Origin of the sequence: Paraburkholderia phenoliruptrix (assembly GCF_047325075.1) — a bacterium.
Classification (GTDB): Bacteria; Pseudomonadota; Gammaproteobacteria; order Burkholderiales; family Burkholderiaceae; genus Paraburkholderia; species Paraburkholderia phenoliruptrix.
Map to the genome: position 1 here is coordinate 597,841 of NZ_CP168531.1, position 26,345 is coordinate 624,185.

23 protein-coding genes and 1 riboswitch are annotated in these 26,345 nt (G+C 66.1%); of the genes, 16 read left to right on the forward strand and 7 right to left on the reverse strand.

Going from position 1 to position 26,345, the window contains the following annotated elements; genetic code table 11:
* Genes fliI through fliF form a run of 4 tightly spaced genes read right to left on the reverse strand, consistent with a single transcriptional unit; the run spans window position 1 to window position 5,158 of the window.
* Window positions 1-1,707 (reverse strand): flagellar protein export ATPase FliI, encoded by a 1,707-nt coding sequence (gene fliI, locus ACEN8U_RS14670; RefSeq protein ID WP_015003989.1) that lies wholly within the window; start codon window positions 1,705-1,707, stop codon window positions 1-3.
* Window positions 1,701-2,384, reverse strand: coding sequence for a flagellar assembly protein FliH (fliH, locus tag ACEN8U_RS14675; protein ID WP_015003988.1), 684 nt, complete (start codon window positions 2,382-2,384; stop codon window positions 1,701-1,703). Before fliH ends, fliI begins: the two co-directional genes overlap by 7 nt.
* The gene (fliG, locus tag ACEN8U_RS14680) at window positions 2,371-3,366 is read right to left on the reverse strand and encodes a flagellar motor switch protein FliG (protein WP_013589914.1); all 996 of its coding nucleotides are present in this window, start codon (window positions 3,364-3,366) and stop codon (window positions 2,371-2,373) included. The genes fliH and fliG overlap by 14 nt, the downstream gene beginning before the upstream one ends.
* Window positions 3,356-5,158 (reverse strand): flagellar basal-body MS-ring/collar protein FliF, encoded by a 1,803-nt coding sequence (gene fliF, locus ACEN8U_RS14685; RefSeq protein WP_015003986.1) that lies wholly within the window; start codon window positions 5,156-5,158, stop codon window positions 3,356-3,358. The genes fliG and fliF overlap by 11 nt, the downstream gene beginning before the upstream one ends.
* A 235-nt stretch (window positions 5,159-5,393) precedes the next feature.
* On the opposite strand from fliF, the gene fliE reads away from it, so the two are divergent.
* The 5 genes from fliE to ACEN8U_RS14710 all read left to right on the forward strand — a co-directional run bounded on the left by fliE (window position 5,394) and on the right by ACEN8U_RS14710 (window position 8,660).
* Window positions 5,394-5,744, forward strand: coding sequence for a flagellar hook-basal body complex protein FliE (gene fliE, locus ACEN8U_RS14690; protein ID WP_013589912.1), 351 nt, complete (start codon window positions 5,394-5,396; stop codon window positions 5,742-5,744).
* Between the two features lie 238 nt (window positions 5,745-5,982).
* The gene (fliS, locus tag ACEN8U_RS14695) at window positions 5,983-6,417 is read left to right on the forward strand and encodes a flagellar export chaperone FliS (RefSeq protein ID WP_013589911.1); all 435 of its coding nucleotides are present in this window, start codon (window positions 5,983-5,985) and stop codon (window positions 6,415-6,417) included.
* On the forward strand, window positions 6,414-6,740 hold the full coding sequence (locus ACEN8U_RS14700) for a flagellar protein FliT (protein ID WP_013589910.1): 327 nt from the start codon (window positions 6,414-6,416) through the stop codon (window positions 6,738-6,740). The genes fliS and ACEN8U_RS14700 overlap by 4 nt, the downstream gene beginning before the upstream one ends.
* 79 nt (window positions 6,741-6,819) lie before the next feature.
* The gene (locus ACEN8U_RS14705; RefSeq protein WP_310104227.1) at window positions 6,820-8,289 is read left to right on the forward strand and encodes a flagellar hook-length control protein FliK; all 1,470 of its coding nucleotides are present in this window, start codon (window positions 6,820-6,822) and stop codon (window positions 8,287-8,289) included.
* Window positions 8,289-8,660: an EscU/YscU/HrcU family type III secretion system export apparatus switch protein gene (locus tag ACEN8U_RS14710; RefSeq protein ID WP_310104224.1), complete on the forward strand. Its 372-nt coding sequence runs from the start codon at window positions 8,289-8,291 to the stop codon at window positions 8,658-8,660. Before ACEN8U_RS14705 ends, ACEN8U_RS14710 begins: the two co-directional genes overlap by 1 nt.
* A 100-nt stretch (window positions 8,661-8,760) precedes the next feature.
* Here ACEN8U_RS14710 and ACEN8U_RS14715 read toward each other — a convergent pair whose 3' ends face one another.
* Together ACEN8U_RS14715 and ACEN8U_RS14720 are read right to left on the reverse strand one after the other, a co-directional pair.
* Window positions 8,761-10,179, reverse strand: a complete 1,419-nt coding sequence (locus ACEN8U_RS14715) for a coniferyl aldehyde dehydrogenase (RefSeq protein WP_310104222.1) — start codon at window positions 10,177-10,179, stop codon at window positions 8,761-8,763.
* Window positions 10,180-10,269: 90 nt separating this feature from the next.
* A complete protein-coding gene (locus ACEN8U_RS14720) occupies window positions 10,270-11,976 on the reverse strand; it encodes an isovaleryl-CoA dehydrogenase (protein WP_310104218.1) in 1,707 nt (568 codons plus the stop codon).
* Between the two features lie 436 nt (window positions 11,977-12,412).
* Between ACEN8U_RS14720 and ACEN8U_RS14725 the strand changes: the two genes are divergently transcribed.
* Window positions 12,413-14,062 (forward strand): GMC family oxidoreductase, encoded by a 1,650-nt coding sequence (locus ACEN8U_RS14725; protein ID WP_310104215.1) that lies wholly within the window; start codon window positions 12,413-12,415, stop codon window positions 14,060-14,062.
* 15 nt (window positions 14,063-14,077) lie between these two features.
* Here the strand turns inward: ACEN8U_RS14725 and ACEN8U_RS14730 are convergent, their stop codons facing one another.
* Entirely contained in the window at window positions 14,078-15,028 is a 951-nt protein-coding gene (locus ACEN8U_RS14730) for a LysR family transcriptional regulator (RefSeq protein ID WP_015003978.1), read from the reverse strand.
* A 172-nt stretch (window positions 15,029-15,200) separates the two neighbouring features.
* Here ACEN8U_RS14730 and ACEN8U_RS14735 point away from each other — a divergent pair, with 172 nt between their 5' ends.
* From ACEN8U_RS14735 to ACEN8U_RS14780, 10 genes are all read left to right on the forward strand, one after another.
* The gene (locus ACEN8U_RS14735) at window positions 15,201-16,010 is read left to right on the forward strand and encodes a glycosyltransferase family A protein (RefSeq protein WP_310104210.1); all 810 of its coding nucleotides are present in this window, start codon (window positions 15,201-15,203) and stop codon (window positions 16,008-16,010) included.
* A gap of 176 nt (window positions 16,011-16,186) precedes the next feature.
* Window positions 16,187-16,325, forward strand: a riboswitch (S-adenosyl-L-homocysteine riboswitch).
* A 32-nt stretch (window positions 16,326-16,357) separates the two neighbouring features.
* Window positions 16,358-17,779, forward strand: coding sequence for an adenosylhomocysteinase (gene ahcY, locus ACEN8U_RS14740; protein ID WP_041745855.1), 1,422 nt, complete (start codon window positions 16,358-16,360; stop codon window positions 17,777-17,779).
* A gap of 152 nt (window positions 17,780-17,931) precedes the next feature.
* Window positions 17,932-18,285, forward strand: a complete 354-nt coding sequence (locus tag ACEN8U_RS14745) for a phage holin family protein (protein WP_013340808.1) — start codon at window positions 17,932-17,934, stop codon at window positions 18,283-18,285.
* A gap of 11 nt (window positions 18,286-18,296) precedes the next feature.
* The gene (metF, locus tag ACEN8U_RS14750) at window positions 18,297-19,127 is read left to right on the forward strand and encodes a methylenetetrahydrofolate reductase [NAD(P)H] (protein WP_013589901.1); all 831 of its coding nucleotides are present in this window, start codon (window positions 18,297-18,299) and stop codon (window positions 19,125-19,127) included.
* A gap of 310 nt (window positions 19,128-19,437) precedes the next feature.
* On the forward strand, window positions 19,438-21,066 hold the full coding sequence (locus ACEN8U_RS14755; protein ID WP_015003975.1) for an ABC transporter substrate-binding protein: 1,629 nt from the start codon (window positions 19,438-19,440) through the stop codon (window positions 21,064-21,066).
* A 150-nt stretch (window positions 21,067-21,216) separates the two neighbouring features.
* The gene (locus tag ACEN8U_RS14760; protein ID WP_015003974.1) at window positions 21,217-22,227 is read left to right on the forward strand and encodes an ABC transporter permease subunit; all 1,011 of its coding nucleotides are present in this window, start codon (window positions 21,217-21,219) and stop codon (window positions 22,225-22,227) included.
* A gap of 6 nt (window positions 22,228-22,233) precedes the next feature.
* Window positions 22,234-23,151, forward strand: a complete 918-nt coding sequence (locus ACEN8U_RS14765; protein WP_013589897.1) for an ABC transporter permease subunit — start codon at window positions 22,234-22,236, stop codon at window positions 23,149-23,151.
* On the forward strand, window positions 23,152-24,159 hold the full coding sequence (locus ACEN8U_RS14770; RefSeq protein ID WP_015003972.1) for an ABC transporter ATP-binding protein: 1,008 nt from the start codon (window positions 23,152-23,154) through the stop codon (window positions 24,157-24,159).
* Entirely contained in the window at window positions 24,156-25,175 is a 1,020-nt protein-coding gene (locus ACEN8U_RS14775) for a peptide ABC transporter ATP-binding protein (RefSeq protein ID WP_013589895.1), read from the forward strand. Before ACEN8U_RS14770 ends, ACEN8U_RS14775 begins: the two co-directional genes overlap by 4 nt.
* Window positions 25,168-26,331 carry a TraB/GumN family protein gene (locus tag ACEN8U_RS14780; RefSeq protein ID WP_310104203.1) on the forward strand — a complete coding sequence of 388 codons (1,164 nt, stop codon included), beginning with the start codon at window positions 25,168-25,170 and terminating at the stop codon, window positions 26,329-26,331. Before ACEN8U_RS14775 ends, ACEN8U_RS14780 begins: the two co-directional genes overlap by 8 nt.
* Window positions 26,332-26,345 lie beyond the last annotated feature (14 nt).

Here is a 26,345-nt window from a genome sequence, read left to right on the forward strand (position 1 = left end):
TCAGCCTCCTTGGGCAAACAGCGCGTCCAGCATCTCGATACTCGGTTCAAAGTTCGCGCACTCGCGAAAGCCTTGCTGCAGGAAGGCTTCCATCCGCGGATACAGCGCGATGGCACGGTCGAGCAGCGCGTCGCGCCCGCTCGAATACGCGCCCACGTTGATCAGATCGCGGTTGCGCTGATAGCGCGACAGCATCTGCTTGAACATACGCGTTTTGTCCAGATGGTTATCGTCGATCAGCGCGGTCATTGCCCGGCTAATCGACGCTTCGATGTCGATCGCCGGATAGTGGCCGGCTTCCGCGAGCGAGCGAGACAGCACGATATGGCCGTCGAGAATCGCCCGCGCGGAGTCGGCGATCGGGTCCTGCTGATCGTCGCCTTCTGTCAGCACCGTGTAGAACGCGGTGATCGAGCCGCCGCCCGCCGGGCCGTTGCCGGTCCGCTCGACGAGCGCCGGCAGCTTCGCGAACACGGAAGGCGGGTAACCCTTGGTGGCGGGCGGCTCGCCCACGGCCAGCGCGATCTCGCGCTGCGCCATCGCGTAGCGGGTCAGCGAATCCATCAGCAGCAGCACATGCTTGCCCTGGTCGCGGAAATATTCGGCGAGCGAGGTCGAGTAGGCCGCCGCCTGCATCCGCAAAAGCGGCGACACGTCGGCCGGCGCGGCGATCACCACCGAGCGCGCGAGACCTTCCTCGCCGAGAATCTGTTCGATGAACTCCTTCACTTCGCGGCCGCGTTCGCCGATCAGCCCGATCACGATCACTTCGGCGCTGGTGTAGCGCGCCATCGTGCCGAGCAGCACGGATTTACCGACGCCCGAGCCGGCGAAGAGGCCCATGCGCTGCCCGCGTCCCACCGTGAGAAGGGCATTGATCGCGCGCACGCCGACGTCGAGCACCTTGTGAATCGGCTCGCGGTTCAGCGGATTGATGACCGGCGCGGAAAGCGGCGCGTCGGTCTGCGCGCCGAGCGGGCCGAGCCCGTCCAGCGGACGGCCGGACGCGTCGAGCACGCGGCCGAGCAGCTCCCAGCCGACCGGCAGGCGCTTCGCGCCCGCCATGGGGTCCGCGATCGGCGCGCTTTCCAGCGGAAAGACGCGCGCGCCGGGCAGCAGGCCGATCACTTCGGTGGTCGGCATCAGAAACAGTTTGTCGCCGGAAAAGCCGACCACTTCGGCTTCGGCCATCGGCAGCGAACTGCCGGGCGGCAGTTCGATCATCACTTCGGCGCCCACGGAAAGACGCAGGCCGACGGCTTCGAGCACGAGACCGGCGGCGCGTGTCAGCCGTCCGCAGGCGAGCATCGGCTTGGCGAGCGCGTTGCGTGCGCGCAGCGCGTCGAGCTGGCCGCGCCAGGCTTGCATGTGCGGATTGCTGTCGAGCGCGGGATCGTAAGGTGCCGCTGCCTTGGCGGCGGTGCGCGCGGCCCCGGCTCCAGCCGCTGCATTTGCGCCGACGTGAGCGGCCGGCGCCGACTCGCGGCTCGCCGCCGAGCCGGTCAGCGGATGCGCGTGACCCTGAGCCGCACCGCCCGCGGCAGACGCCGCCGACAGCGCAGACCCGCCCAGCAATTCGCCGGCCGACACACCATCCGCGAACGGCGTGTCCGCGAGCGCCTCGGCGCCGAACGAGGCCAGCGCCAGCTCGCGTTCGAGCGGCGTCAGGTCGCTTGCGCGGATTTCCTCGAGCGTCGGCTTCACCATGTACTCACTTTGCCGAGCGCCGCGGCGACGCGTTCCCAGCGTGTATCGATGCCCGCATCCACTTCGCCGCTGCCGGCCTGCGCGCGGCAGCCGCCGCGCTCGACAGCCGGATCGGTGCGCACGGTCCAGCCGCGCGTTTGCAGTTCTTCCATCAGATACGCTTCGACCACCGGCAGGTCGGCCGGACTCACGATCAGCGCGGGCGCGCCCGTGAGCGCCGGCTCGGCGGCGAGCACTTCGCGCGCGGCGGCGATGAGCGCGGTCGGGTCGTGCTGCACGTGCTGGCGCACCACCTGTTGCGCGATGTCGAGCGCGAGCGAGACGAGCGTCTCCGAAATCGCGCCTTGCGCGCCGTCGAGCGCGGCCTTGAAGGTTTCGGCGAGCGCGGCGAGCCTTGCGGCTTCCTCGCGCGCTTCGCTGCGGCCCTGTTCGAAGCCTTGCGCATGGCCCTGGTCGTAGCCGGCCTGATAGCCGAGCGCCTGACCGGCCACATGGCCCGACGCGATGCCCTGCGCATGCGCGGCTTCGCGCAGGCGCTCGAGTTCGGCTTCCAGCGCGGCTTCGTCGGCCTCGGTTGAAGGCGGCGCGGGCGGCACCGGGTCGAACGAGGCCATCTCCCAGCGCTGGTAGGCCGAGAGGCTTTCCTTTGCCGTGGAGTTGCGGTTAGACATATGCATCTTCCGCCTTGCCGCCAATCACGATCTGGCCGCTTTCCGCCAGGTTGCGCACGATCTGCAGGATGCGGCGCTGCTGCGTCTCCACTTCGGAGACGCGGACCGGGCCGCGTGCGTCGAGGTCTTCGGCGAGTAGTTCGGCGGCGCGCTGCGACATGTTCGAGAGGAACTTCTGACGCAGCGCGGGCGCGGCGCCCTTCAGCGAGATGATCAGCGCCTCGGATTCCACTTCTTTCAGCAGCAGCTGGATCGCGCGGTCTTCCAGGTCGAGCAGGTTCTCGAACACGAACATCTGGTCGACGATCTTCTGCGCGAGCTCCGCGTCGTACTGGCGGACGTTCTCGATGACGCCTTCCTCGTGATTGCTCGACATGAAGTTGAGGATTTCCGCCGCCGTGCGAATGCCGCCCATCGGGCTGCGCTTCAGGTTGTCGCTGCCGGACAGCAGGTGCGTGAGGACGTCGTCGAGCTCGCGCAGCGCGGCCGGCTGAATGCCGTCGAGCGTCGCGATGCGCAGCAGCACGTCGTTACGCAGACGGTCGGTGAAGCACGAGACGATTTCCGACGCCTGGTCGCGGTCGAGGTGCACGAGAATCGTCGCGATGATCTGCGGGTGCTCGTTCTTGATCAGTTCCGCGACGGCGGGCGAGTCCATCCACTTGAGGCCCTCGATACCGCTGGTATCGCTGCCCTGCAGAATCCGGTCGATGATCGCGCCGGCCTTGTCGTCGCCGAGCGCCTTGGTCAGCACGGACCGGATGTACTCGTTCGAGTCGAGCGACATGCCGGTGTGCTTTTCCGCCTCGCGCACGAACTCGTGCAGCACGACGTCGATCTCCTCGCGCGTCACGGCCTTCATGGCGGCCATCGCGACGCCGATCTTCTGGACTTCGCGCGGTCCAAGGAACTTGAACACCTGCGCCGCTTCTTCCTCGCCGATCGACATCAGCAGAAGCGCGCTCTTCATTACGCCTTCAGCGCTCATCGGTCACCCAATTCTTGACGACAGTTGCAACGATCTTCGGATCCTGGCGCGCGATGTTGCGCGCGAACTCCAGGTTCCGCTCATATTTGTGCTTCGCGTTTTCCAGCGCCAGCAGTTCGCTGTCGCTGTTGTCGATTTCGACATTACCGTTGCCGGCGCGCTCGGCGGCCGGAATGCCGTCGAGCAGGATCGGCTCGTCCGGCGACGGCAGCGCCGCGGCCACGACCGGCTCCGGCGGCGGGAAGGCGCGGCGCAGCGCGGGCTTCACCATCACGAAGTAGAGGAACAGAGCCACCGCGCCGATGCCGAGATACGTGGCGATCTGCTTGTAGAGCGCCAGCATGTCGGGCGTGCGCCACCACGGCAGGTCGGCGTTCGGGTCGAGCTCGGCGGTGAACGGGCTGTTGACCACGTTGACCGAGTCGCCGCGCTGCGCGTCGAAGCCCATCGCGTCCTTCACGAGCTGGTTGACCTGCGCGAGCTTGTCGGCGCTGACCGGCTGCATGGTCGCATGACCCTTGCCGTCGACCACCCGCAGATAGTTGACCACCACCGCCACCGACAGGCGCCGGATGCCGCCCATCGGCTGCTCGAGGTGGCGCACGGTCTTGTCGAGCTCGTAGTTGGTCGTCATGTCCTTGCGGTCGCTGACGGGCGTCGTCGTGACGCTGCTGCTCGCGCCGTTCGGCGCGTTGATCGGCGCGGAGGCCGGCTGCGGCGGCTGGTTCGACAGCGCGCCCGGCACGCCCGAGGCGCCGCCTTGCGACATTTCGGTCGCGGTGCTCGATTGCTGGCTGCGGATCGCGGCCTGTTGCGGGTTGCCGTTCGGGCCGTAGTTTTCCGACGTCTGTTCGCTGCGCGAGAAGTCGATGTCGGCGCTCACCTGCGAATGCGCGTTGCCGGCGCCGAAGAGCGGCGCGAGGATTGCGTCGATGCGCTGCTGCGTGTTGCGCTCGATCTGCTGGCGATACTTCAGTTGCGAGGCGTCGAGTCCGCCGCCCGTCGTCGGCTGCGTCAGCAGGTTGCCGTCCTGGTCGAGAATGGTCACGCCCTTGACCGGCATTTCCGGCACCGCCGACGACACCATATGGGTGATCGCGAGCACCTGGCCTTCGTCGAGCGCGCGGCCCGGGAACAGATTGACGAGCACGGAGGCCGACGGCGCTTCCTTGTCGCGCACGAACACGGAAGGCTTCGGAATCGCCAGATGCACGCGCGCCGACTTGACCGACGAAATGGATTCGATCGTGCGTTCCAGCTCGCCTTCCAGCGCGCGCTGATAGTTGATCTGCTCGGCGAACTGGCTGATGCCGAACTTCTGGTTGTCCATCAGTTCGAAGCCGACCGAGCCGCTCTTCGGCAGGCCCTGCGAGGCGAGGCGCAGCCGCATCTCATGCACCTGCTCGGCCGGCACGAGGATGGCGCCGCCGGCATCGGAGAACTTGTACGGAATGTTCGCCTGCTGCAGCGCCGTGATGATGGCGCCGCCGTCGCGGTCGGACAGGTTGCTGTAAAGCACCTTGTAGTCCGGCGCGCGCGACCACAGGAACAGACCCGCCACCACGGCGACGAGTACCGCCACCGCGAAGATCAGCGGGGCGCGCGGGTTGCCGCGCATTTGCGCGAGGCCCGACAGGCGCTGGCCGAAATTGCCGCCGAGGCCGCCACCGAGGCCGCCCAGGTCCGCGTTGCCGCCTGGCTGGCCGGCGCCCGCCGCGGCCGCGCCGGGCTGCGCGCCGGCGAGGCCCATGCGGGCGTCGGGGTTGATCAAAGAGTTGGCTGACGAATCCATGCGTCGGGTTTCTCCGGGATGCCTTTGCGTTCTGCCGCTGCACCGCGCCGAGGGCCGGCGGGGGTATGGACAGATACTTTCACGACTGAAATTATCCGCACGCACGCCCCGCCCGATTGCTTGAATAGAGCCGGGTTTCCCCCCTAGTTTCGGGGCTTTCCCGCGAGGGCCACTGCTATGCTTTCGTCCAGATCGGTACGGTTTGGTCGTGCCGCTCGTCATTACTGGAGAGAACATGACTTTGCCCGTGAACGCGATTTCGTCGGCGCTGCAACAGTTGCATTCGATGGCGGCAGCGGCCGCCGGCGGCAGCACCGCGGCAACCGGCGCTTCGGCCGCAGGGGAGTCCGGCGCGGCCACGGCCGGCGGCTTTGCGTCGGCGCTGAAGGCCTCGCTGGACAAGATCAGCGGCGATCAGAACAAGGCGGTCGGCGAATCGAAGGCGTTCGAGCTGGGCGCGTCGAACGTGTCGCTGAACGACGTGATGGTCGACATGCAGAAGGCCAATGTCGGCTTCCAGTTCGGCCTGCAGGTGCGCAACAAGCTGGTGACCGCCTACAACGACATCATGCAGATGCAGGTCTGAACGAGACCGCGGCCGCAGCGGCAAGAATGTTCCGCCCGCTGCGGCCGCAAACCGCCCGCACGCGCGTACACGCCCGCCTGGCGGGTGCGCGCAGCCTGACCCCTTAATCCTCCTTACACTGGCCTAAAGCTTTTTCGCTGCGTATCCGATAACCAGATACAGGCATGAATCTGGGTGCGGCAACGCTGCCCGATGGGCTGCCACGACCAACCGTAGTTGCAATTGAGGAGGAGCGCCGATGTTTTCCCCAGGACACTCTGGAGCCAATGCGTACGCACGCGTGGGCGTCGAGACAGGGGTGATGGGCGCGAGTCCGCATCGTCTGATCGTGATGTTGTATCAGGGGGCCCGGCAGGCAATCGCGCAAGCGCGGATGCACGTGCAGCAGGGCAATGTGTCCGGTCGTGGAGAGGCGATCGGCAAGGCGATTCAAATCGTCGAAAGCGGGCTGCAACAGTCGCTCAACCTTGAGGTGGGCGGCGAGATTGCGCAGCGGCTGAACGCGCTATATGGCTATATGTCGCGCCGGCTGCTGGAAGCCAATATAAAAGCGAGCGAGGCAATGCTGGTCGAGGTCGACGGTCTGCTGGCGACGCTCGAAGAGGCATGGATCGGGATTGCCCCGGAGATAGCGCGGATGGCTGCACAGCCGGCCGCGGAAAGCATGAGATGACATCGAACGCAGAATACTTTGCCCGCTACGAGGCCATCGCAGCGCTGTCCTGCCGCATGCTGATGGCTGCCCGACGCGCCCTGTGGAACGATCTGGTCCACCTGCAGGACGAATACCGGCTGCTCGTGGACGCGCTCAAGGAGGCGGAGACGGGCGTCAAGCTCGACGAGACGGAGCGCCTGCGCAAGTACGCGCTGATCCGGCAGATTCTCGCCGACGACGCCGCGATCCGCGATCTGGCCAATCCGAGCCTCGCCAAGCTGTCGGCGTTGTTCGGCGGGCGGCCGTCGCGGGTGCTCAAGGAGCTGTACGGGGCGCGCTGACTGGAGCCCCGAGGTAGCCGCGAGGCGTCCGACTGAACGAATTTGAGCGCGCTGCCGCCAATGTGACCAAGGAATCGGCATGAACGGAATCGACACGGCTCTCGCATCGCTGCTTGCGACCCGCATCGACAGCCTGCTGAATATTGGTCCCGGCAGCGCCGCCACCACTCAGACCGGCGCGGCGGACGTCGAGGAGGCGCCGACCATGGCGGCTCCCGTCGCCCCGCCCGCGCCGCAGCCCTCCGCGCAGACGGCCTTGTCCGCCGTCGCGCTCACGCTCAACGCGATCGTGCGCTCGGGCGGCGAGGCGACGCCCGCGATTGTCGGGCAGACGCCGATCTGGCCCGCCGCGCCTGCGCTCGACGTCGAAGTCGGCGGGTTGCCGCTCTTCGACGCCCCCGCCGCTGCGAATCCTGCTTCCAATCCCGCTTCGAACACCGCCGCCGCCGCGGCCACGGCCAATGTGGCGGCGGCCCAGGTGCCCGTGGCGGCGCTTGCGGCCGCGCTAGCGCGGACGGTCGGCGACAGCGGTCTCTTTTACGAAGCGCATCTTGCGCAATGGCTGAGCGGCCAGCGCTCGCCTGAGACGCTCGCCGGTGAGGCGCAGAACAAGCTCGTGGCCGCAGCCGCGCAATTGCCGCTGAACTGGAGCGGGACTGCCGGCGAGGCGTCGACTGCGTCTGCCGCGGGCGCTGCCAGACAGGGCACGGGCGCCGCGCAGAACGGTGCGTCCGGCGCGGCCGCCGACGGCGCAAATCCGAACGCCGCGAATAGTGCGAATGCCGCCATGGGCGCCGGCCGCGCCATGCCGTCGATCGACACGGCGCACGCCGCGCGTTTCGTCGCCGGTGAAGTGCTGGCCAGTTCGCTGTCGGACCTGAACGGTCAGCCGGCGCATGCGGGGCTGCACAACGCGGCTTCGACGGCGGCCGACAACGGCGCGTCGCAGACGGCGCAGGCCGCGGCGGTTCATCCCGCGACGGTGCCGCTTGTGCGCCAGCAGCTCGATCTGCTCGCCACCGGCCAGTTCCGCTGGACGGGCGAGGCTTGGCCCGGCGCGAAACTTGACTGGACCATCGAACAGGAAGGCGACGAGTGGGACCGCAGCGGCGGCGGCACGGCGAGCGAAGACGACCAGCCGTGGCGCACGCGCCTCACGCTGTCGCTGCCGACGCTCGGCACCGTCGACGCCGAATTGACTTTGACCGGCATGCGCCTCGTCGCGCGCGTGCAAGCGAGCCCCGGCGGCGCGGCGCGCCTTGCGATGCAGGGCGAGAGCTTTCGCCAGCGGCTTGCGGCGGCCGGCATCCAGTTGCATGGCTTGACGATCCGCGAGATTGGCGGCGGGGCGCCGGCCACCGGCACGGCCGCAGCGGGCGCGGCGGCGGCCGCTCAGGCGGCGGCGTCGGCGTATGCGCGCTCGGCTTCGGCAGGCGTGGGCGCCGCGGCATCGGCGGCAACAGCGGCCGGTGCGTCCGCCACGGCACCAGGCAGCGCGGCTGGAAAGGGCCGCCGCGCGCCGCTCGACGACTTCGACTGGGACATGTGATGAGCCGCAAACATCGCCGCAGTGCGGCAGCGCTCGTCTACGACGCCCACGGCAGCGATCCCGCGCCGCGCGTCATCGCCAAGGGCTACGGCATGCTCGCCGAGATGATCGTGCAGCGCGCGAAGGAAGCCGGCCTCTACGTGCACGAAGCGCCCGAAATGGTCTCGCTGCTGATGCAGGTGGACCTCGACGCGCGCATTCCGCCGCAGCTGTATCAGGCGGTGGCGGAATTGCTGGCGTGGCTGCATCGGCTGGAAAGCGGGGCAGAGCAGGAGCCGCCGCAGGCGGCGCCGGGCGGTGCGAAGAGACGGGCCGGCGATGTCATCGACGTCGTGGCGGTGGATGTGGATGGAGGCGCGGGCGGGCGTTGACCGGCAGTCCGTGAAGGCGCTGCCGGCGAGGGCCGCAGACGATGCGACCGCCGAATCACCCAACCCCGCATCACGGCATCCCACGCCGCGCCAGATCCCCTCAAAACCGCATCATCAGCTTGAGCAACGCATTGACGCGCTTGCCGTACGGCGGCGCGATCCAGCCGCGCGCGTTCAGGCGCGCCTGCGTCAGCACCGGCTTCATCTTCGAAAACGTCACGAAGCCTTCGTAGCCGTGATAGGCGCCCATGCCGCTCGCGCCCACTCCGCCGAACGGCAGGCTCTCGCAGGCGAGATGCATTAGCGTTTCGTTGATCGCCATGCCCCCGGCGATGGTTTCATGCGTGACGCGGTCGATGGTGGCGGCGTCGTCCGCATACAGATAAAGCGCGAGCGGGCGCGGCCGCGCGTTGATCCAGGCGATAGCGTCGTCGAGCGTGTCGTACGGCACGATGGGCAGGAGCGGCCCGAAGATTTCCTCATCCATCAGCGCGCATTCGGGCGGGACATTCGTCACCGCGACAGGCGGAAAGCAGCGGCTGGCCGCATCGGGCGCGCTGTCGGTGAGCGGCTGCAGTTGCGCGCCGGCGGCCTGCGCTTCGTCCGCGAGACGCTGAAGGCGCTCGAAGTGCCGCGGCGAAATGATCGACGTGTAGTCCGGATTGCGCGCGATGCCTGGATACATCTTCGCCATGCACGCGCGCGCCCGCTCGATAAACGCCTGTTCCTTGCCGCGCGGCACGAGCACGTAGTCCGGCGCGACGCAGGTCTGCCCGGCGTTGAGCGTCTTGCCGGCGAGGAGATTCTCCACGGCGTTGTCAAAGCGCGCGTGCTCGCCAATGATCGCGGGCGACTTGCCCCCGAGTTCGAGCGTGACGGGCGTGAGATTCGCGGCGGCGGCGCGCATCACTTCGTGGCCGATTTTCGTCGATCCGGTAAACAGCAGGTGATCGAACGGCTGCGCGCTGAAAGCGGCGGCGAGCGCGGCGTCGCCGTTCACGACCGCGACGTGGTCGCGCGCAAACGTCTCGCCGATCAGCCGCTCGAACAACGCGGACGTGCGCGGCGTCAGTTCGGACATCTTGATGATCGCGCGGTTGCCTGCCGTGAGCGCGCTGATCAGTGGCCCGGCGGCGAGCAGCACGGGATAATTCCACGGCACGATAATCCCGACCACGCCGAGTGGCTGCGGCACGACTTTCGCCCGCGCCGGCAGCAGCCATTTGTTGGTGCTGCGGCGCTGCGCTTTCATCCAGCGTTTGCCGTGGCGCAGCGCCGCGTCGATTTCCTCCTTCACCAGCAGGAATTCGGCAAGCAGCACTTCCTCTTTCGCGCGATTGCCGAAGTCGGCGCTCAGTGCGTCCGCGAGCGCGTCGCGGTTATCCAGCAGCACGGTGCGCAGCGCTTTCAGGTGCGCCGCGCGCGTGTCCCACGACGGATACGGCGCGCGCAGATACGCATGCTGCTGATCGCGCAACAGCGCGGCGAGCGCGGCGACCTCGGGCAAATCGTTCTTCATGGTTCATCACTCCCTGATGATGGATGCGCGGTCACGCCGCGCTTATTGATGTTTTGGGTGTTGCCGCTTGCAATGCCACGTTGGTGCCGCTCAAGCGGGAAAAGCCCGCTCGATGATCGCCGCATGATCGAACGTCGCGGGCAGCGTGCCGTAGACGCGGCCGCTTTCGCCGCAGCCTTCCGCGAGACGCGTGGCAATGAACGCCTCCGCGACAGCCGCGGGCGTGTGCTTTACGAGCAGCGTGGCCTGCGCGATCAGCACGATCTGCTGCGCGATGCGCCGCGCCAAGCCCTCGCGATGCTGGGCGGGCCCGTGCAACGTCGCGGCGAGTTGGCCGAGCGCGGCGCGCAGAGCCGGATGTGCGGCGGCATCGGCCTGCCATTGGGCGAAGAGCGCCTGCGCGGCTTCGGGTTCGCGTTCCATCGCGCGCAGCACGTCGAGGCACATGACGTTGCCCGAGCCTTCCCAGATCGAATTGACGGGCGCCTCGCGATAGAAGCGCGCCATCGGGCCGGTCTCGACATAACCGTTGCCGCCCCAGACTTCCATCGCCTCTCCGGTGAATTCGAGCGTGCGTTTGCACACCCAGTATTTCGCGGCCGGCGTGACGATGCGCCGCCACGCGCGCTCGGCGAGTGCCGTGGACGAAGTTCCAGCGGACGTTGCCGCGGCGTCGGTCGATTGCTCGAATGCGTGCGCGAGCCGCATGAACAGCACGGTGGCCGCTTCGGATTCCAGCGCGAGGTCGGCCAGCACATTGCGCATCAACGGTTGGTCGACGAGATTGCGGCCGAACGCGCTGCGATGGCGCGCGTGGTGAATGGCCTGCACGAGCGCCGCGCGCATCAGCGCCGCGCTGCCGATCACGCAATCGAGCCGCGTGTAGTTCGCCATTTCGATGATGGTCGGCACGCCGCGCCCTTCGTCGCCGATCATGATGCCGAACGCGTCAAGAAATTCGACTTCGCTGCTCGCGTTCGAGCGGTTGCCGAGCTTGTCTTTCAGACGCTGGATCTGCACGGCGTTCTTGCTGCCGTCGGGCGTGAAGCGCGGCACGAAGAAGCACGACAGGCCGACGTGATCGTGCGTGCGGGCGAGCACCAGATGAGCGTCGCATTGCGGGGCCGAGAAAAACCATTTGTGGCCGACCAGCTCGTAGGCGCCGCCGCGACCGCCGGCGGCAATCGCGCGCGCCTGCGTCTGATTGCTGCGCACGTCGGAGCCGCCCTGTTTCTCGGTCATGCCCATGCCGATCATCGCGGAAGTCTTGTGCGCAAGCGGCAGGTCGCGCAGATCGTGCTCGCGCGCGTACAGCTTGTCGCGCAACGTGTCGAAGAGCTGCGGCTCGCGCTGCAACACCGGAATGCTCGCGAAGGTCATGGTCAACGGACACAGCGAGCCGGATTCGATCTGCGCATGCAGGAAGTAGCCGGCGCAGCGCGCGGCCATCGCGCCGGGCCGCGGATCGGAGAACGGCAGCGCATGCAGTCCCTCGCGGCGCAGCAGCGCAAGCAACGCATGCCACGCGGGATGAAACTCGAGCGCGTCAATCCTTTCGCCGCGCGGGCTGTGGGTGACGAGCTCGGGCGTGTGACGATTGGCGAGCTCGGCGAGCGCGAGAGCCTCGGGTGTGGTGAGCGCCGCGCCGTGGCGCAGCAGCGCGTCACGGTGCCATGCGGCGCCGTCGCGTTCCACGGCGGCGGACAACGCGGCGTCCGTGGAAAAAAGGTTGTAATCCGCGAGCGGCGGCACCTGATTGGTGACCTCGTGAGTCTGGCCGAAGCTATGGCGTTGCATCTGCTGTCTCCCTTCGCCGCGTGTTCGCGGCACGCTCGCCGGCGCGTTTTCGGCGCGCGGCGTAGGCTCCTTTTCGCGCCCTCCTGCGTGTGCGGGCGCCTTTCGACGATTGTTCGACGCTTTCCCAACGCCCTTCCGGGGCCATTCGTGCCCAGTCTCCGGCATGAATTCGCGCGGCGCTGTTTGATCGCCGCGTGTGCGCCACGGCTCGAAAGCGGGCGCTGCGCGGGCGCTGTTTGAATGCCAGCGAGCGGCCGTCCGGCGGGCGCGCGCGGGTCTTTCATCATAGGGGCGCGGGGGCGCTTACGTTTAGAGTAATCGCTCTGACGTCGGGCCGCCGCGGCCTGCGAACGCTCCCTACAATGCGTGGACAACACACGTAGACAAGTGTGCACGAGACAGGGCCCGCCGACAACGCGGCCCATCAGGAGGAGCGATGGAATACGACTACATCATCGTAGGCGCCGGCTCGGGCGGCTGCGCGCTCGCGAGCCGTCTCGCGGACAGCTGTCCCGACGCGACGATTGCGCTGATCGAAGCCGGCCCGCACACCAACCGCAACCTGCTGGTCAATATGCCGGTGGGCGTGGCGGCGGTGGTGCCGCACAAGCTCAGGACGAACTATGGCTATCTGACGACGCCGCAGCCGGGCCTCGCCGGGCGGCGTGGCTATCAGCCGCGCGGGCGCGGCTTCGGCGGATCGAGTGCGATCAACGCGATGATCTACACGCGCGGTCATCCGCTGGATTACGACGAGTGGGCGCAATTGGGCTGCGAGGGCTGGTCCTGGCAGGAGGTCCTGCCGTATTTCCGCCGCGCCGAGGGCAACGAGCGCGGCGCTGACGCGTGGCACGGCGACAGCGGGCCGCTGACCGTGTCGGATTTGCGCTACCGGAATCCGTTTTCGAAGCGCTTCGTGCAGGCCGCGATGGAAGCCGGCTACAAACCGAACGACGACTTCAACGGCGCGGATCAGGAAGGCATCGGCTTTTATCAGGTCACGCAGCGCGACGGCCGGCGCTGCAGCGTCGCGCGCGCCTATATCTACGACCGTGCGCGCGCCAATCTGCACACCATCGCGGACGCTACGGTGTTGCGCGTGCTTTTCAGGGACAAGCGCGCGTGCGGCGTGGACGTGGTGCGCGGGGGCCGTCGCGAGACGCTGACGGCGCGCGCCGAAGTCGTGCTCGCGGCGGGCGCCTTCAATTCGCCGCAACTGCTGATGTGCTCCGGCATCGGGCCGGCCGCGCACCTGCAGGCGCAGGGCATCGAGGTGCTGCACGATGCGCCGGACGTCGGCCGGAACCTGATCGACCACGTCGATTTCACGATCAACAAGCGCGTGTCGTCGATCGAGCCGACAGGTTTTTCGGTGCGCGGCATCGCGCGGATGGTGCCGCAGCTCGTCACGTTCATGCGCCATGGCCGCGGCATGCTGTCGAGCAATGTCGCCGAGGCCGGCGGCTTCCTGAAGAGCAAACCGACGCTCGCGCGCCCCGATCTGCAGTTGCATTTTTGCGCAGCGCTCGTCGACGACCATAACCGTCACATGCATTGGGGCCATGGTTATTCGCTGCATGTGTGCGTGCTGCGGCCGTTCAGCCGCGGCACCGTGACGCTCGCGAGCGCGGACGCGCGCGAGGCGCCCGTGATCGATCCGCGTTTTTTCAGCGATGCGCGCGATCTCGATCTGCTGGTGGAAGGCGTGCAGATGGCGCGGCGGATTCTCGACGCGCCGTCGCTTGCGCTGTGCGGCGGGCGCGAGTTGTACACGCGGCCGGGGCAGACCGACGAGCAACTGCGCCAGACCATTGCCGGGCACGCGGACACGATCTATCACCCGGTCGCCACTTGCAGGATGGGCGGCGACGCGCGGTCGGTGGTGGATCCGCAATTGCGGGTGCGCGGTGTCGCGGGGCTGCGGATTGTGGATGCGTCGGTCATGCCGACGCTGATCGGCGGCAATACGAATTCGCCGACTGTCATGATCGGCGAACGCGCGGCCGATCTGATCGCGGCAAGCCGGCGCGAGCCGCAAGCGGTGGAATTGCCTGGTGCGGCGGCGCCCACTGCGAGTGCGGCATGAGAGACGGGCAGCGCCTCATTCCTGCCGCGGCAGCCGGAGCGGCGCGGCGATGCCGGTCAGGCCGAGCATCAGATCGTCGCCGGCGCGGCCGGGCAGCGTCTCGCGAGCGACCTCCAGCCAGGCGCGGGCGGCATGCGACAGATAACCGTCGCGGCGCCAGCCGATCGCCATTTCCCACGGAATCTCCGGTTCGACCACCGGCCGGCATGTGAACTGCGCGGCATCGAGCCGCCGGCAGTAGGGCGCGGGCAGCAATGCAATGCCGACTCCGGCGAGCACGAGCGCCGCCATGAAGTCCCAGTGCCCGCTGCGTCCGACAATAGTCGGCGCAAAGCCCGCAGCGCGGCAGGCGCTCAGCACGACGTCGTTGAGCGCGAGGCTTTCGCCGTAGAACACGAACGGCTCGTCCGCAAGCTGCGCGAGCGGCACCTCGCGCAAGTCGTCCCAACGCGAGCCGGTGCGCGCGACGAGCCATAGCAGTTGGCGCGTGATCGGTAGCACGTCGATATTGTGCGGATCCACCGGTTGCAACACTCCGCCGAGCTCGAGTTCGCCATTGATGAGCGCCGTCTCGATGGCTCGGGAGCCCTGTTCGAACAGCTTCAGCTCGATTTTCGGATAGCGCTGCCGGAAGGTGGCGATGGCCGGCGTGAAGAGCGAGCCGCCCATCGGCGGAATACCGATAGTCAGTTCGCCCCGGCCGAGCGCGTCCAGGTCGTTCAGCTCGGCTTGCAACTGCGCGTGCGCGGCGAGCACCTCCTGGCCGCGCTGATAGACGATGCGGCCCGCGTCGGTGAGCACCATCTGCCGCCCGTCGCGCAGGAGCAGCGGCGAGCCGATCTCGTCTTCGAGCGACTTCACCATCTTGCTGATGGTGGGTTGGGTGACGAACATCTGCTCGGCGGCGACGGTGAAGCTCTGCTGACGAACGACTTCGACGAAATAGCGCAGCGCACGCAGTTCCACGGTGGGCTCCGGATTCCAGATTGGAATGAATCGGACGATTGTAAGTCATGCGATTTATGGCGGCGAGGGCGGGGCGCCGGCCTGGCGACACGGCTCAACGTGCCGCGCTTTATCAAGATGAGCGCTTCGCGGCGGGCGCTACCATCGGCGCTTTGTTCGTCCGCACTGTCTTATGACGCCTCTTTCCGGCATCTGCATCGTGATTCCCTGTTACAACGGCGCGTCCACACTCGTCCGCGCGCTGGATAGCTGCCGCTGCCAGCCCGAGGCGGCGCAGATCATCGTGGTGGACGACGGCTCGGGCGATGCGTCCGCGGAGCTCGCGCTTGAAAGCGCCCGCTCCGACCCGCGCGTCCAGTTGCTGCGCATGCCGTGCAACGGCGGCGCGGCGCGCGCGCGCAACTGGGGCGCGCTGCATGCATCGCACGATGTGCTCGCCTTTCTCGACGCCGACGACGAATACCTGCCCGGCGCATTGGCGGCGGCGAGCGCATTCCTCGCGCGGAACCCGGCGCAGATGTCAGTGCGGCTCGACGTCGACTATGCCGGCTTCCCCGCCGACATCACGGAGCACCCTGACTTCGCGCAGCATGCGGCGACGCTCAGCAACACGGTGCCGAGCAGTCTCGTCGTGCGACGGGCGGCTTACACCGCGCTCGGGGGCTTTCCAATGGACGACGCCTTTCGACGCATCGGCGGCGAGGATGGCGCATTTTCGTGGGCGTTGCGCGAAGTTTTCGGCAATCCGCGTCTGCACGGCGCGAAGCGCGTGCGCATGCATTACCACGCGGGCATTCACGCTGAGCGCTACTTCCGCATCGCGTTCGGCTGGCAAACGCCCGATCCCGCCGATGTCGCCGACGCGTTTCGCTTCTCGCAGCGGTTTGTGGAGTCGGCGCGAGCGGGCATCGGTCAATTGCGTAACGGGTGGCTGGCGGCGGCAGAAGCGGCAAACCCAGCAAGCCCAGCCGTGACGCGCTGATCAGCTAAGCGCGATGTCGATGTAAAAGCCGCGCCGTAGCACCCGCCGCACCGCACCGCGCGCCGGAGGCTGCGGGCGAAACAGCCCCAACGGCCCCCACCGCGCTAATCCCAAGCCTCCGCGTCGCCCCCATCTCCGCGCCCCACAGTCATCCCGATTTGCTACAATCGCCGTTCGTCTTCGAGGAGCGTTGCGACGGGTACCGCGAATTCCGCATATTCGCCGGCCGCCCGCCAGGCTCGAAGGCTTCAATCGGAGGACCCGGACGCGCAATCGCGCTGTCCCAGCCACCGCATCGAACCGCGCTCACGTCAAATTTCTAGTCACTACTTAGAAAGGAGGGCGTGATGAACGCCGCAGTTATCGATTCCCAAAATTCCCAGGACTACCTCGTTGCCGACATGTCGCTTGCCGACTGGGGCCGCAAGGAGCTCACCATTGCCGAGACCGAAATGCCCGGTCTCATGCAAACGCGCGACGAATACAAGGCGCAGCAGCCGTTGAAAGGCGCGCGCATCGCCGGTTCGCTGCACATGACCATCCAGACCGGCGTGCTGATCGAGACGCTGACCGCGCTCGGCGCGGACGTGCGCTGGGCTTCGTGCAACATCTTCTCGACGCAGGACCACGCGGCCGCGGCCATCGCCAAGGCCGGCACGCCGGTGTTCGCGTTCAAGGGCGAGTCGCTCGACGAATACTGGGAGTTCTCGCACCGCATCTTCGAATGGCCGGACGGTGAGTTCGCCAACATGATTCTCGACGACGGCGGCGACGCGACGCTCCTGCTCATTCTCGGCTCGAAGGCGGAGAAAGACCGCTCGGTCATCGCCAAGCCGACCAATGAGGAAGAAGTCGCGCTGTACAAGTCGATCGAGCGTCATCTGGACGCCGACCCGACGTGGTATTCCACGCGCCTTTCGCACATCAAGGGCGTGACCGAAGAAACCACGACCGGCGTGCATCGCCTGTATCAGATGGAAAAGGAAGGGCGCCTGCCGTTCCCGGCCATCAACGTGAACGACTCGGTCACCAAGTCGAAGTTCGACAACCTGTATGGCTGCCGCGAGTCGCTCGTGGACGGCATCAAGCGCGCGACCGACGTGATGATCGCCGGCAAGATCGCGGTGGTGGCCGGTTACGGCGACGTGGGCAAGGGCTGCGCGCAATCGCTGCGCGGTCTGGGCGCGACCGTGTGGGTCACGGAAATCGACCCGATCTGCGCGCTGCAGGCGGCCATGGAAGGCTACCGCGTCGTGACGATGGAATATGCGGCTGACAAGGCCGACATCTTCGTGACGGCCACCGGCAACTACCACGTGATCAACCACGATCACATGAAGGCAATGCGCCACAACGCGATTGTCTGCAACATCGGTCACTTCGATTCGGAAATCGACGTGGCGTCGACGCGCCAGTACCAGTGGGAAAACATCAAGCCGCAAGTCGACCACATCATTTTCCCGGACGGCAAGCGCGTGATCCTGCTGGCCGAAGGCCGCCTCGTGAACCTCGGCTGCGCGACGGGCCACCCGTCGTTCGTGATGTCGAACTCGTTCACGAACCAGACGCTCGCGCAGATCGAACTGTTCACGCAAGGCGACAAGTACGAGAACCGCGTGTACGTGCTGCCGAAGCATCTGGACGAAAAGGTCGCGCGCCTGCATCTGGCGCGCATCGGCGCACAGCTGACCGAATTGTCGGACGCGCAGGCGAGCTACATCGGCGTCGAAAAGAACGGTCCGTTCAAGCCGAACCACTACCGCTACTAAGCCCATGCGTTGCGGCACGCCCGCTTGCGCGCAAGCGCGCGGGCGGCCGGCAAGCATGACGGCATGACGACGGGGCGGCGCGCAGGCGCCGTTTTCTTCGCCATGTCCGCTTCCCATTGTTTAACGGACATTCTGCCTGCAAGGAGCTTTACATGACCGTGCTGCTGACCTGGCTGATCAATGCGCTGGCGCTCCTGATCATCACCTACCTCGTTCCGTCGATTCACATCCGCAGCTTCGGGACGGCGCTGATCGTGGCGGTCGTGCTCGGCCTCATCAATACGATCCTGCGGCCGGTGCTGATTCTGCTGACGCTGCCCGTCACGATTCTGACGCTCGGGCTCTTCATTCTGGTGGTCAACGCGCTGTGCTTCTGGCTGTGCGCGTCGCTGCTGAAGGGTTTCGAGGTATCGGGGTTCTGGTCGGCGTTCTTCGGCTCGATTCTGTACAGCATCGTTTCATGGCTGCTGTCCGCGCTCATTTTCGGCAACCGTAGTCTCGGTTGACATACTGAATCATGAACCCGATCGAACTTTCATTCGAATTCTTCCCGCCGAAGACGCAGGAAGGCGTCGACAAGCTGCGGGCCACGCGCGCGCAGCTCGCGCTGCTCAAGCCCAAATTCGTGTCCGTCACGTTCGGCGCCGGCGGCTCGACGCAACAGGGCACGCTCGATACCGTCGTCGAAATGGCGAAGGAAGGGCTCGAGGCCGCGCCGCACCTGTCGTGCATCGGCTCGTCCAAGGAGAGCTTGCGCGCGATTCTCAACCAGTACCGCGCGCACGGCATCCGCCATATTGTCGCGCTGCGCGGCGACCTGCCGTCCGGCATGGGCGAAGTCGGCGAGCTGCGCTATGCGTCGGAGCTGGTGAGCTTTATCCGCGCCGAGTTCGGCGACTGGTTCTGGATCGAGGTGGCCGGCTATCCGGAATATCACCCGCAGTCGCGCTCGCCGCGTCACGATCTGGAAAACTTCGCCCGCAAGGTGAAGGCGGGCGCCAACTCCGCGATCACGCAGTACTTCTTCAATGCGGACGCCTATTTCCGTTTCGTCGACGAGGCACGCAAGCTCGGCGTCGACGTGCCGATCGTGCCGGGCATCATGCCGATCACGAACTTCTCGCAACTCATGCGCTTTTCGGAAATGTGCGGCGCCGAAGTGCCGCGCTGGATCGCGCGCCGGCTGGAGAGTTTCGGCGACGACCGCGAGTCGATCCGCGCCTTCGGGCTGGATGTGGTCACGGATTTGTGCGCTCGTCTGATCGACGCGAAGGTGCCCGGTCTGCACTTCTACACGCTTAATGGCGCGGCGGCGACGAGAGCGATTTGTGAGCGGTTGAAGGGCTGATCGGCCGAAGCGCTGCCTGTCATGCTTTTTGTCGGTTCTCGCCAGACTCGCCGTGCGGGACATGTGCGGCGAGTCTGGCGGCTGTTTCCTCATTAGTATTCTTGCCGGGTTCAAAACCGGCCGGGCAGGTCGAATCGCCCCCTCTCCCCCAACTGCCCGACCCTGAAAGTCATTCGAAAGAGCCCTCTAAATAACCGCGGAGGCGCGCCGGATGCGGCGTCGCGGATAATTTCCTCTGCTTGTGACACCGGGGAAAGCTCAGTAATATCGCGCTACGCTGGCGACAGCCGGCCCCGAACCTGGAGGAAACATGAAGCAAAACAATCTGTTGCGCGCCGCGCGTGTTACGACGCTCGTCGCTGCTGCAGCGGCATCGATGCTGGGCGCGAGCGTCGCCCGTGCTGAGATTCCGAACAAGACCCTCGTCTACTGCTCAGAAGGCAGCCCCGCGGGTTTCGATCCGGCCCAATACACCACGGGCACCGATTTCACGGCCAACACGTTCACGGTTTATAACCGTCTGGTCGAATTCGAGCGCGGCGGCACCAAGGTCGAGCCGGGCCTCGCCGAAAAGTGGGACGTCTCTGCCGACGGCAAGACCTACACGTTCCATCTGCGTCACGGCGTGAAGTTCCAGACCACGTCGTTCTTCAAGCCGACGCGCGAATTCAACGCGGACGACGTCGTGTTCACGTTCGAGCGCATGCTCGACACCAATCAGCCGTTCCGCAAGGCTTACCCCGTGCAGTTCCCGTACTTCACGGACATGGGCCTCGACAAGCTGATCACCAAGGTCGAAAAGGTCGATCCGTACACGGTCAAATTCACGCTGAAGGAAGTCAACGCGCCGTTCATCCAGAACATGGCGATGGAATACGCGTCGATCCTGTCCGCCGAATACGGCGACCAGCTGCTGAAGGCCGGCAAGGCCGCCGACATCAACCAGTTCCCGGTCGGCACGGGTCCGTTCATCTTCCGCAGCTATACGAAAGACGCGACCATCCGCTTCGACGGCAATCCCGATTACTGGAAGCCGAACACCGTCAAGATCTCGAAGCTGATCTTCTCGATCACGCCGGACGCCGGCGTGCGCGTGCAAAAGATCAAGCGCGACGAATGCCAGGTGATGAGCTATCCGCGTCCGGCCGACATCGCGCCGCTGAAGTCGGAAGCCAACATTGCCATGCCGTCGCAACCGGGCTTCAACCTCGGCTATCTGGCGTACAACGTGTCGCACAAGCCCGTTGACAAGGTCGAAGTGCGTCAGGCGCTCGACATGGCGATCAACAAGAAGGCGATCATCGAATCGGTGTACCAGGGCGCCGGCCAGGCCGCCACGAACCCGATGCCGCCGACCCAATGGTCCTATGACAAGAACCTGAAGGCCGCCTCGTACGATCCGGAAAAGGCCAAGTCGCTGCTCGCGAAGGCCGGCTATCCGAACGGCTTCGACATCACGCTGTGGGCCATGCCGGTACAGCGCGCCTACAACCCGAACGCCCGCCTGATGGCGGAAATGATCCAGGCCGACTGGGCCAAGATCGGCGTGAAGGCGAAGATCGTCACGTACGAGTGGGGTGAGTACATCAAGCGCGCCCACGCTGGTGAGGACGACACGATGCTGATCGGCTGGACCGGCGACAATGGCGATCCGGACAACTGGCTCGGCACGCTGCTCGGCTGCGAAGCGGTGAACGGCAACAACTTCTCGAAGTGGTGCTACAAGCCGTTCGACGACCTGATCCAGAAGGGCCGCTCCTCGTCCGATCAGGGCGCACGCACCACGGCCTACATGCAGGCGCAGCAGATTTTCGCGCAGCAACTGCCGTTCTCGCCGATCGCTCACTCGACCGTCTATCAGCCTGTCAGCAAGAAGGTGGTCGACATGCGCATCGAGCCGCTCGGCTATGCCCGCTTCGACGGCGTCAGCGTCAAGTAAGGCACCCGGCCACGTGTCGGGCAAGTCGTAAAATTCGCGCAGTACGCTTTTCGCACGGTTAGAAAACTGGTCGAAATGGTCCGGCGACCGGGGTCACGAGCCCTCGTCGCCGGTTGCGTTTTTTCTTCATCAAGACCATAGGGACGAACCATGTTCCGCTTTGTTTTGCGCCGCATCGGCATGGTGATACCGACCTTCATCGGCATCACGATCCTTGCATTCGCGCTGATTCACCTGATACCGGGCGATCCCATCGAAGTGATGATGGGCGAGCGCGGCGTCGATCCGGCCATGCATGCCGCGGCAATGCACCGGCTCGGACTCGACGAAGCTCTGCCGATGCAGTACGTCCATTACATCGGCCGCGCGCTGCATGGCGACCTCGGCACCTCGATCATCACCAACACCAGCGTCATGGGCGAATTCCTCGCCCGCTTCCCCGCCACCGTCGAGCTGTCGATCTGCGCGATGCTCTTTGCGCTGATCGTGGGCCTGCCGGCGGGCGTGTTCGCGGCGCTCAGGCGCGGCACGGCGGTGGATCACGGCGTGATGGGCACGGCGCTCACCGGTTATTCGATGCCGATCTTCTGGTGGGGCTTGATCCTCATCATGGTGTTTTCGGTCAAGCTCGGCTGGACGCCGGTGTCGGGCCGCATCGCGGTCGAATACGACATTCCGCACGTGACCGGCTTCATGCTGATCGACGCGATGATGTCCACCGACGAAGGCGCGTTCAAGTCCGCATTGAGCCATCTGATCCTGCCGGCCATCGTGCTCGGCACCATTCCGCTCGCGGTCGTCGCGCGCATGACGCGTTCGTCGATGCTCGAAGTGCTGCGCGAGGACTATATCCGCACCGCGCGCGCGAAGGGTTTGTCGCCGGCGCGGGTGATCGTCGTGCATGCACTGCGCAATGCGCTGATTCCGGTCGTGACCGTGATCGGCCTGCAGGTCGGCACGTTGCTGGCCGGCGCAGTGCTGACGGAGACGCTGTTTTCGTGGCCGGGCATCGGCAAGTGGCTCATCGACGCAATCGGCCGACGCGACTATCCGGTCGTGCAAGGCGGCATTCTGATGATCGCCACGCTCGTGATCTTCGTGAACCTCGTCGTCGATCTGTTGTACGGCGTGCTCAACCCGCGCATCCGCCATACGAGGTAAGTGGACATGGCAGACATTCAAAACACCGTTCCCCAGTCGGTGACTCCGCCGAGCGGCCGCGCCATCGCGGCCCGCGAGTTCTGGGCCAATTTTTCGCGCAATCGCGGCGCGGTCGGCGCCGGCATCGTCGTGCTGCTGTTGATCGTCGTGGCGATATTCGCGCCGCTCATCGCGCCGCATAGCCCGATCGAGCAATACCGCGACTTCGTGAAGATTCCGCCCGCATGGCTCGAAGGCGGCAACTGGAAGTTCATTCTCGGCACCGACGAAGCGGGCCGCGACATCCTCTCGCGCCTGATGTACGGCGCGCGGCTGTCGTTCTGGATCGGCTTCATCTCCGTCGTGCTCGCGCTGATTCCGGGCATCGTGCTCGGGCTGATCGCCGCGTTCTTCGACAAGTGGGCCGACACGCCGATCATGCGCATCATGGACGTGCTGCTCGCGCTGCCCTCGCTGCTGCTCGCGGTGGCGGTCGTGGCCATCATCGGTCCAGGCCTCGTCAATACGATGCTGGCGATCGCGATCGTCGCGCTGCCGGGCTACGTGCGTTTGACGCGCGCGTCGGCACAAGGCGAGTTGCAGAAGGAATACGTGACGGCTTCGCGCGTAGCGGGTGCCGGCACGCTGCGCCTGATGTTCTCGCAAGTGCTGCCCAACTGCACGGCGCCGCTGATCGTGCAGGCCACGCTCGGCTTTTCGTCGGCGATTCTGGACGCGGCCGCGCTCGGCTTCCTCGGCCTCGGCGTGCAGCCGCCGTCGGCGGAGTGGGGCGCGATGCTCGCTTCGGCGCGCGACTACATCGACAGCGCGTGGTGGATCGTCACCATGCCTGGCTTGTCCATCCTGATCTCGGTGCTCGCCATCAACCTGCTCGGCGACGGGCTGCGCGACGCACTCGATCCGAAACTCAAACGGATGGCATAAATGAGCAACAACCTACTGACCATCCGCAATCTCGCGGTGAACTTCAACGGCTTGCCGGCCGTCGACCGTATCAACCTCGACGTCGCGCCGGGCGAAGTGCTGGGTGTCGTCGGCGAATCGGGCTCGGGCAAGAGCGTGACGATGATGGCGCTGATGGGCCTGATCGACGCGCCGGGCAAGGTCACGGCGGACGAAATCACCTTCAACGGACGCGATCTGCTGAAGGCATCGGCGAAGGAACGCCGCAAGATCATCGGCAAAGAGATCGCGATGGTGTTCCAGGACGCGCTGACCAGCCTGAACCCGAGCTACACCGTCGGCTATCAGATCAAGGAAGTACTGAAGCTGCACGAAGGCCTGCGCGGCAGCGCGCTCGACAAACGCGCGCTAGAACTGCTCGACCAGGTCGGCATTCCGGACGCGAAGAATCGCATTGGCGCGTTTCCGCATCAGATGTCGGGCGGCATGAACCAGCGCGTGATGATCGCCATGGCGATTGCCTGCAACCCGAAGCTGCTGATCGCCGACGAGCCGACTACCGCGCTCGACGTGACCATTCAGGCGCAGATCATGGAGCTGCTGATGCGCCTGCAGAAGGAGCGCGGCATGGCGCTCGTGCTGATCTCGCACGACCTCGCGGTGGTGTCCGAGGTCGCGCAGCGCGTCGCGGTCATGTACGCTGGCGAAGTAATCGAAACCAACAAGGTGCCGGATATCTTCGCCGCGCCACATCATCCGTACACGGAAGCGCTGCTCGCGGCGATTCCGGAACACAACGTGGGCGCCGTGCGGCTCGCCGCGTTGCCGGGCATGGTGCCGGGCCGCGACGATCGTCCGAAGGGTTGCCTCTTCGCGCCGCGCTGCAAGTACATGGTCGACGACTGCAACAAGGGACGCCCCGCGCTCGCGCCCATGCCAGGCCACGCCGAGGTGGCGCGCGTGCGTTGCATCAAACCCCTGAACCTCGCCGGCGACGCGAACGTTCATACCCATGGAGGCGCACGATGAATGCAGTACCCGAAACGCGGCGCCAGTCGGACCATGCGGGCGATCACGTGCTGGTCGCCGACAAGCTCGCGCGTTACTACACGGTCAAGCGCGGCATGTTCGCAACGGGCACGGTGAAAGCGCTGAACGGCGTGTCGTTCGCACTCGAGCGCGGCAAGACACTCGCGGTGGTCGGCGAGTCCGGCTGCGGCAAATCGACGCTGGCGCGCCAGCTCACCATGATCGAGTCGCCCAGCGCGGGCCGCTTGCTGATCAACGGTGAAGACGTCGCCGGCGCCGATCACGCGAAGATTGCCGCGCTGCGGCGGCGCGTGCAGATGGTGTTCCAGAATCCCTTCGCGTCGCTCAATCCGCGTAAGACGGTCGAGCAGACGCTCGGCGAACCGCTCGCGATCAACACGCAGCTGAGCGCGACGGAACGCGCCGAGCGCATCGCGCAGATGATGCGCACCGTCGGCCTGCGTCCCGAACACGCGAAGCGCTATCCGCATATGTTCTCGGGCGGCCAGCGTCAGCGTGTGGCGATTGCGCGCGCGATGATTCTCGATCCGCAGATCGTCGTGGCCGACGAACCCGTGTCGGCGCTCGACGTGTCGATCCAGGCGCAAATTCTGAATCTGTTCATGGATCTGCAGCAGCAGTTCAAGACCAGCTACGTGTTCATTTCGCACAATCTGTCAGTCGTCGAGCATATTGCCGACGACGTGATGGTGATGTACTTCGGCGGCGTGGCGGAACTCGGTGACAAGAAGCGGATTTTCTCGAAGCCGCGTCATCCGTACACGCGTGCGTTGATGTCGGCGACGCCGTCGATCTTCGAGGCGGATCGCACCATCAAGATCAAGCTGCAGGGTGAAATGCCGTCGCCGCTGAATCCGCCGTCGGGCTGTACGTTTCATCAGCGCTGCCCGTATGTGATCGACCGCTGCCGCAGCGAGGAACCGAAGCTGCGTGAAGTGGATGGCCGTCTGGTGTCGTGTCACCGTGCCGAGGAGGTGGGGGACGTGGATGCCTGATGCGCTGGCGGCGCGTCGTCTTGCGCGCCGCTCGCGTGATGGCGGCCGCCGCGCTGCCTTCACGCGACGCTTGCGGGCGCGTGCACTGACCAGTGCCGCGCTTGTCGGCGTTTTTTGTTTTTATGTCGGACTGCCCGGCGCCGCGTATGCCGCTGGTGCCGCGGCCAATACGCCCACCGTATCCACCGAGGCAAACGCCAAAGGCGCGCACCCGAGCGTTCCGGTGCCGCAGACGCCGGCGCCGCCGCGCGCCGCGCTGCCCGGCTTCAATCCGCCGCCCGCCACGCCCGGCACGACGGCGAGCGGTCCTGTGCGGCTGCAACCGGCGCACATGCCGTTCTATGTCGCGACGCGCGGCACCACTACGCTCTACGTGCTCGGCACGCTGCACGTCGGCGATCCCGCCGATTACCCGGCGGCTCAGCCGTTTCGTCCTCCGATCATGGGCGCCCTGGCGGCGTCGCCGACACTGGCGCTGGAACTCTCGCCGGACGAGCTGCTGGTCTCGCAAGACGACGTCTCGAAATACGGCGTATGCCGCCGCGACTGCCTGCCTGGCTTGCTGCCCGAGCCGCTGTGGCGCAAGCTCGCGTTCCGTCTGCGCGGCAATCCCGCCGCGCTGGATGAGATCAAGAAGACTCGGCCGTGGCTCGCCTCGCTGTTGGTGGAAACCTACGATTCGCTCAGCGCCGGTTTGCAGACCGAATACGGCACCGAGGCGCAATTGCAGAACGTTTATTTGCGCACGCGCGGCAAGATTGTCGGACTGGAGACGCTGCCGCAGCAAATGCGCGCGTTCACCGGCCTCTCGCTCGCGCAGCAACGCGAGATGCTCGCGCAGGATCTGGTGCAGACGCCCGCGCAAAATGTCGAGGACGTGCGTACCTTGCATCGCCTATGGCGGGTCGGGGACGCCGACGCAATCGCCGCGTGGGAAGCCGCGAAAACGGAGAAACTCGCGCGTGACAAGCGCGTGTCGGATTCGATCGACGACAGAATCGTCTACGCGCGCAACCGGCGCTTCGTCTCGCGCATGCTGCTGATCGCCGCGCCGAATAAGCCCGTGTTCGTGGCAATCGGCGCGTTGCATCTGGGCGGACGCAAAGGAGTGCTGCAGTTGCTGCGGCAGCATGGGTTTGTGGTGGAGGCGGGGTGAGAGCGGGTGCGAAA

What these genes read in the sequence shown, in the direction of transcription:
- fliI (WP_015003989.1), bottom strand. Translation starts at nt 1,707, where the DNA reads ATGGTGAAGCCGACGCTCGAGGAAATCCGCGCAAGCGACCTGACGCCG.
- fliH (WP_015003988.1), bottom strand. Translation starts at nt 2,384, where the DNA reads ATGCATATGTCTAACCGCAACTCCACGGCAAAGGAAAGCCTCTCGGCC.
- fliG (WP_013589914.1), bottom strand. Translation starts at nt 3,366, where the DNA reads ATGAGCGCTGAAGGCGTAATGAAGAGCGCGCTTCTGCTGATGTCGATC.
- fliF (WP_015003986.1), bottom strand. Translation starts at nt 5,158, where the DNA reads ATGGATTCGTCAGCCAACTCTTTGATCAACCCCGACGCCCGCATGGGC.
- fliE (WP_013589912.1), top strand. Translation starts at nt 5,394, where the DNA reads ATGACTTTGCCCGTGAACGCGATTTCGTCGGCGCTGCAACAGTTGCAT.
- fliS (WP_013589911.1), top strand. Translation starts at nt 5,983, where the DNA reads ATGTTTTCCCCAGGACACTCTGGAGCCAATGCGTACGCACGCGTGGGC.
- ACEN8U_RS14700 (WP_013589910.1), top strand. Translation starts at nt 6,414, where the DNA reads ATGACATCGAACGCAGAATACTTTGCCCGCTACGAGGCCATCGCAGCG.
- ACEN8U_RS14705 (WP_310104227.1), top strand. Translation starts at nt 6,820, where the DNA reads ATGAACGGAATCGACACGGCTCTCGCATCGCTGCTTGCGACCCGCATC.
- ACEN8U_RS14710 (WP_310104224.1), top strand. Translation starts at nt 8,289, where the DNA reads ATGAGCCGCAAACATCGCCGCAGTGCGGCAGCGCTCGTCTACGACGCC.
- ACEN8U_RS14715 (WP_310104222.1), bottom strand. Translation starts at nt 10,179, where the DNA reads ATGAAGAACGATTTGCCCGAGGTCGCCGCGCTCGCCGCGCTGTTGCGC.
- ACEN8U_RS14720 (WP_310104218.1), bottom strand. Translation starts at nt 11,976, where the DNA reads ATGCAACGCCATAGCTTCGGCCAGACTCACGAGGTCACCAATCAGGTG.
- ACEN8U_RS14725 (WP_310104215.1), top strand. Translation starts at nt 12,413, where the DNA reads ATGGAATACGACTACATCATCGTAGGCGCCGGCTCGGGCGGCTGCGCG.
- ACEN8U_RS14735 (WP_310104210.1), top strand. Translation starts at nt 15,201, where the DNA reads ATGACGCCTCTTTCCGGCATCTGCATCGTGATTCCCTGTTACAACGGC.
- ahcY (WP_041745855.1), top strand. Translation starts at nt 16,358, where the DNA reads ATGAACGCCGCAGTTATCGATTCCCAAAATTCCCAGGACTACCTCGTT.
- ACEN8U_RS14745 (WP_013340808.1), top strand. Translation starts at nt 17,932, where the DNA reads ATGACCGTGCTGCTGACCTGGCTGATCAATGCGCTGGCGCTCCTGATC.
- metF (WP_013589901.1), top strand. Translation starts at nt 18,297, where the DNA reads ATGAACCCGATCGAACTTTCATTCGAATTCTTCCCGCCGAAGACGCAG.
- ACEN8U_RS14755 (WP_015003975.1), top strand. Translation starts at nt 19,438, where the DNA reads ATGAAGCAAAACAATCTGTTGCGCGCCGCGCGTGTTACGACGCTCGTC.
- ACEN8U_RS14760 (WP_015003974.1), top strand. Translation starts at nt 21,217, where the DNA reads ATGTTCCGCTTTGTTTTGCGCCGCATCGGCATGGTGATACCGACCTTC.
- ACEN8U_RS14765 (WP_013589897.1), top strand. Translation starts at nt 22,234, where the DNA reads ATGGCAGACATTCAAAACACCGTTCCCCAGTCGGTGACTCCGCCGAGC.
- ACEN8U_RS14770 (WP_015003972.1), top strand. Translation starts at nt 23,152, where the DNA reads ATGAGCAACAACCTACTGACCATCCGCAATCTCGCGGTGAACTTCAAC.
- ACEN8U_RS14775 (WP_013589895.1), top strand. Translation starts at nt 24,156, where the DNA reads ATGAATGCAGTACCCGAAACGCGGCGCCAGTCGGACCATGCGGGCGAT.
- ACEN8U_RS14780 (WP_310104203.1), top strand. Translation starts at nt 25,168, where the DNA reads ATGCCTGATGCGCTGGCGGCGCGTCGTCTTGCGCGCCGCTCGCGTGAT.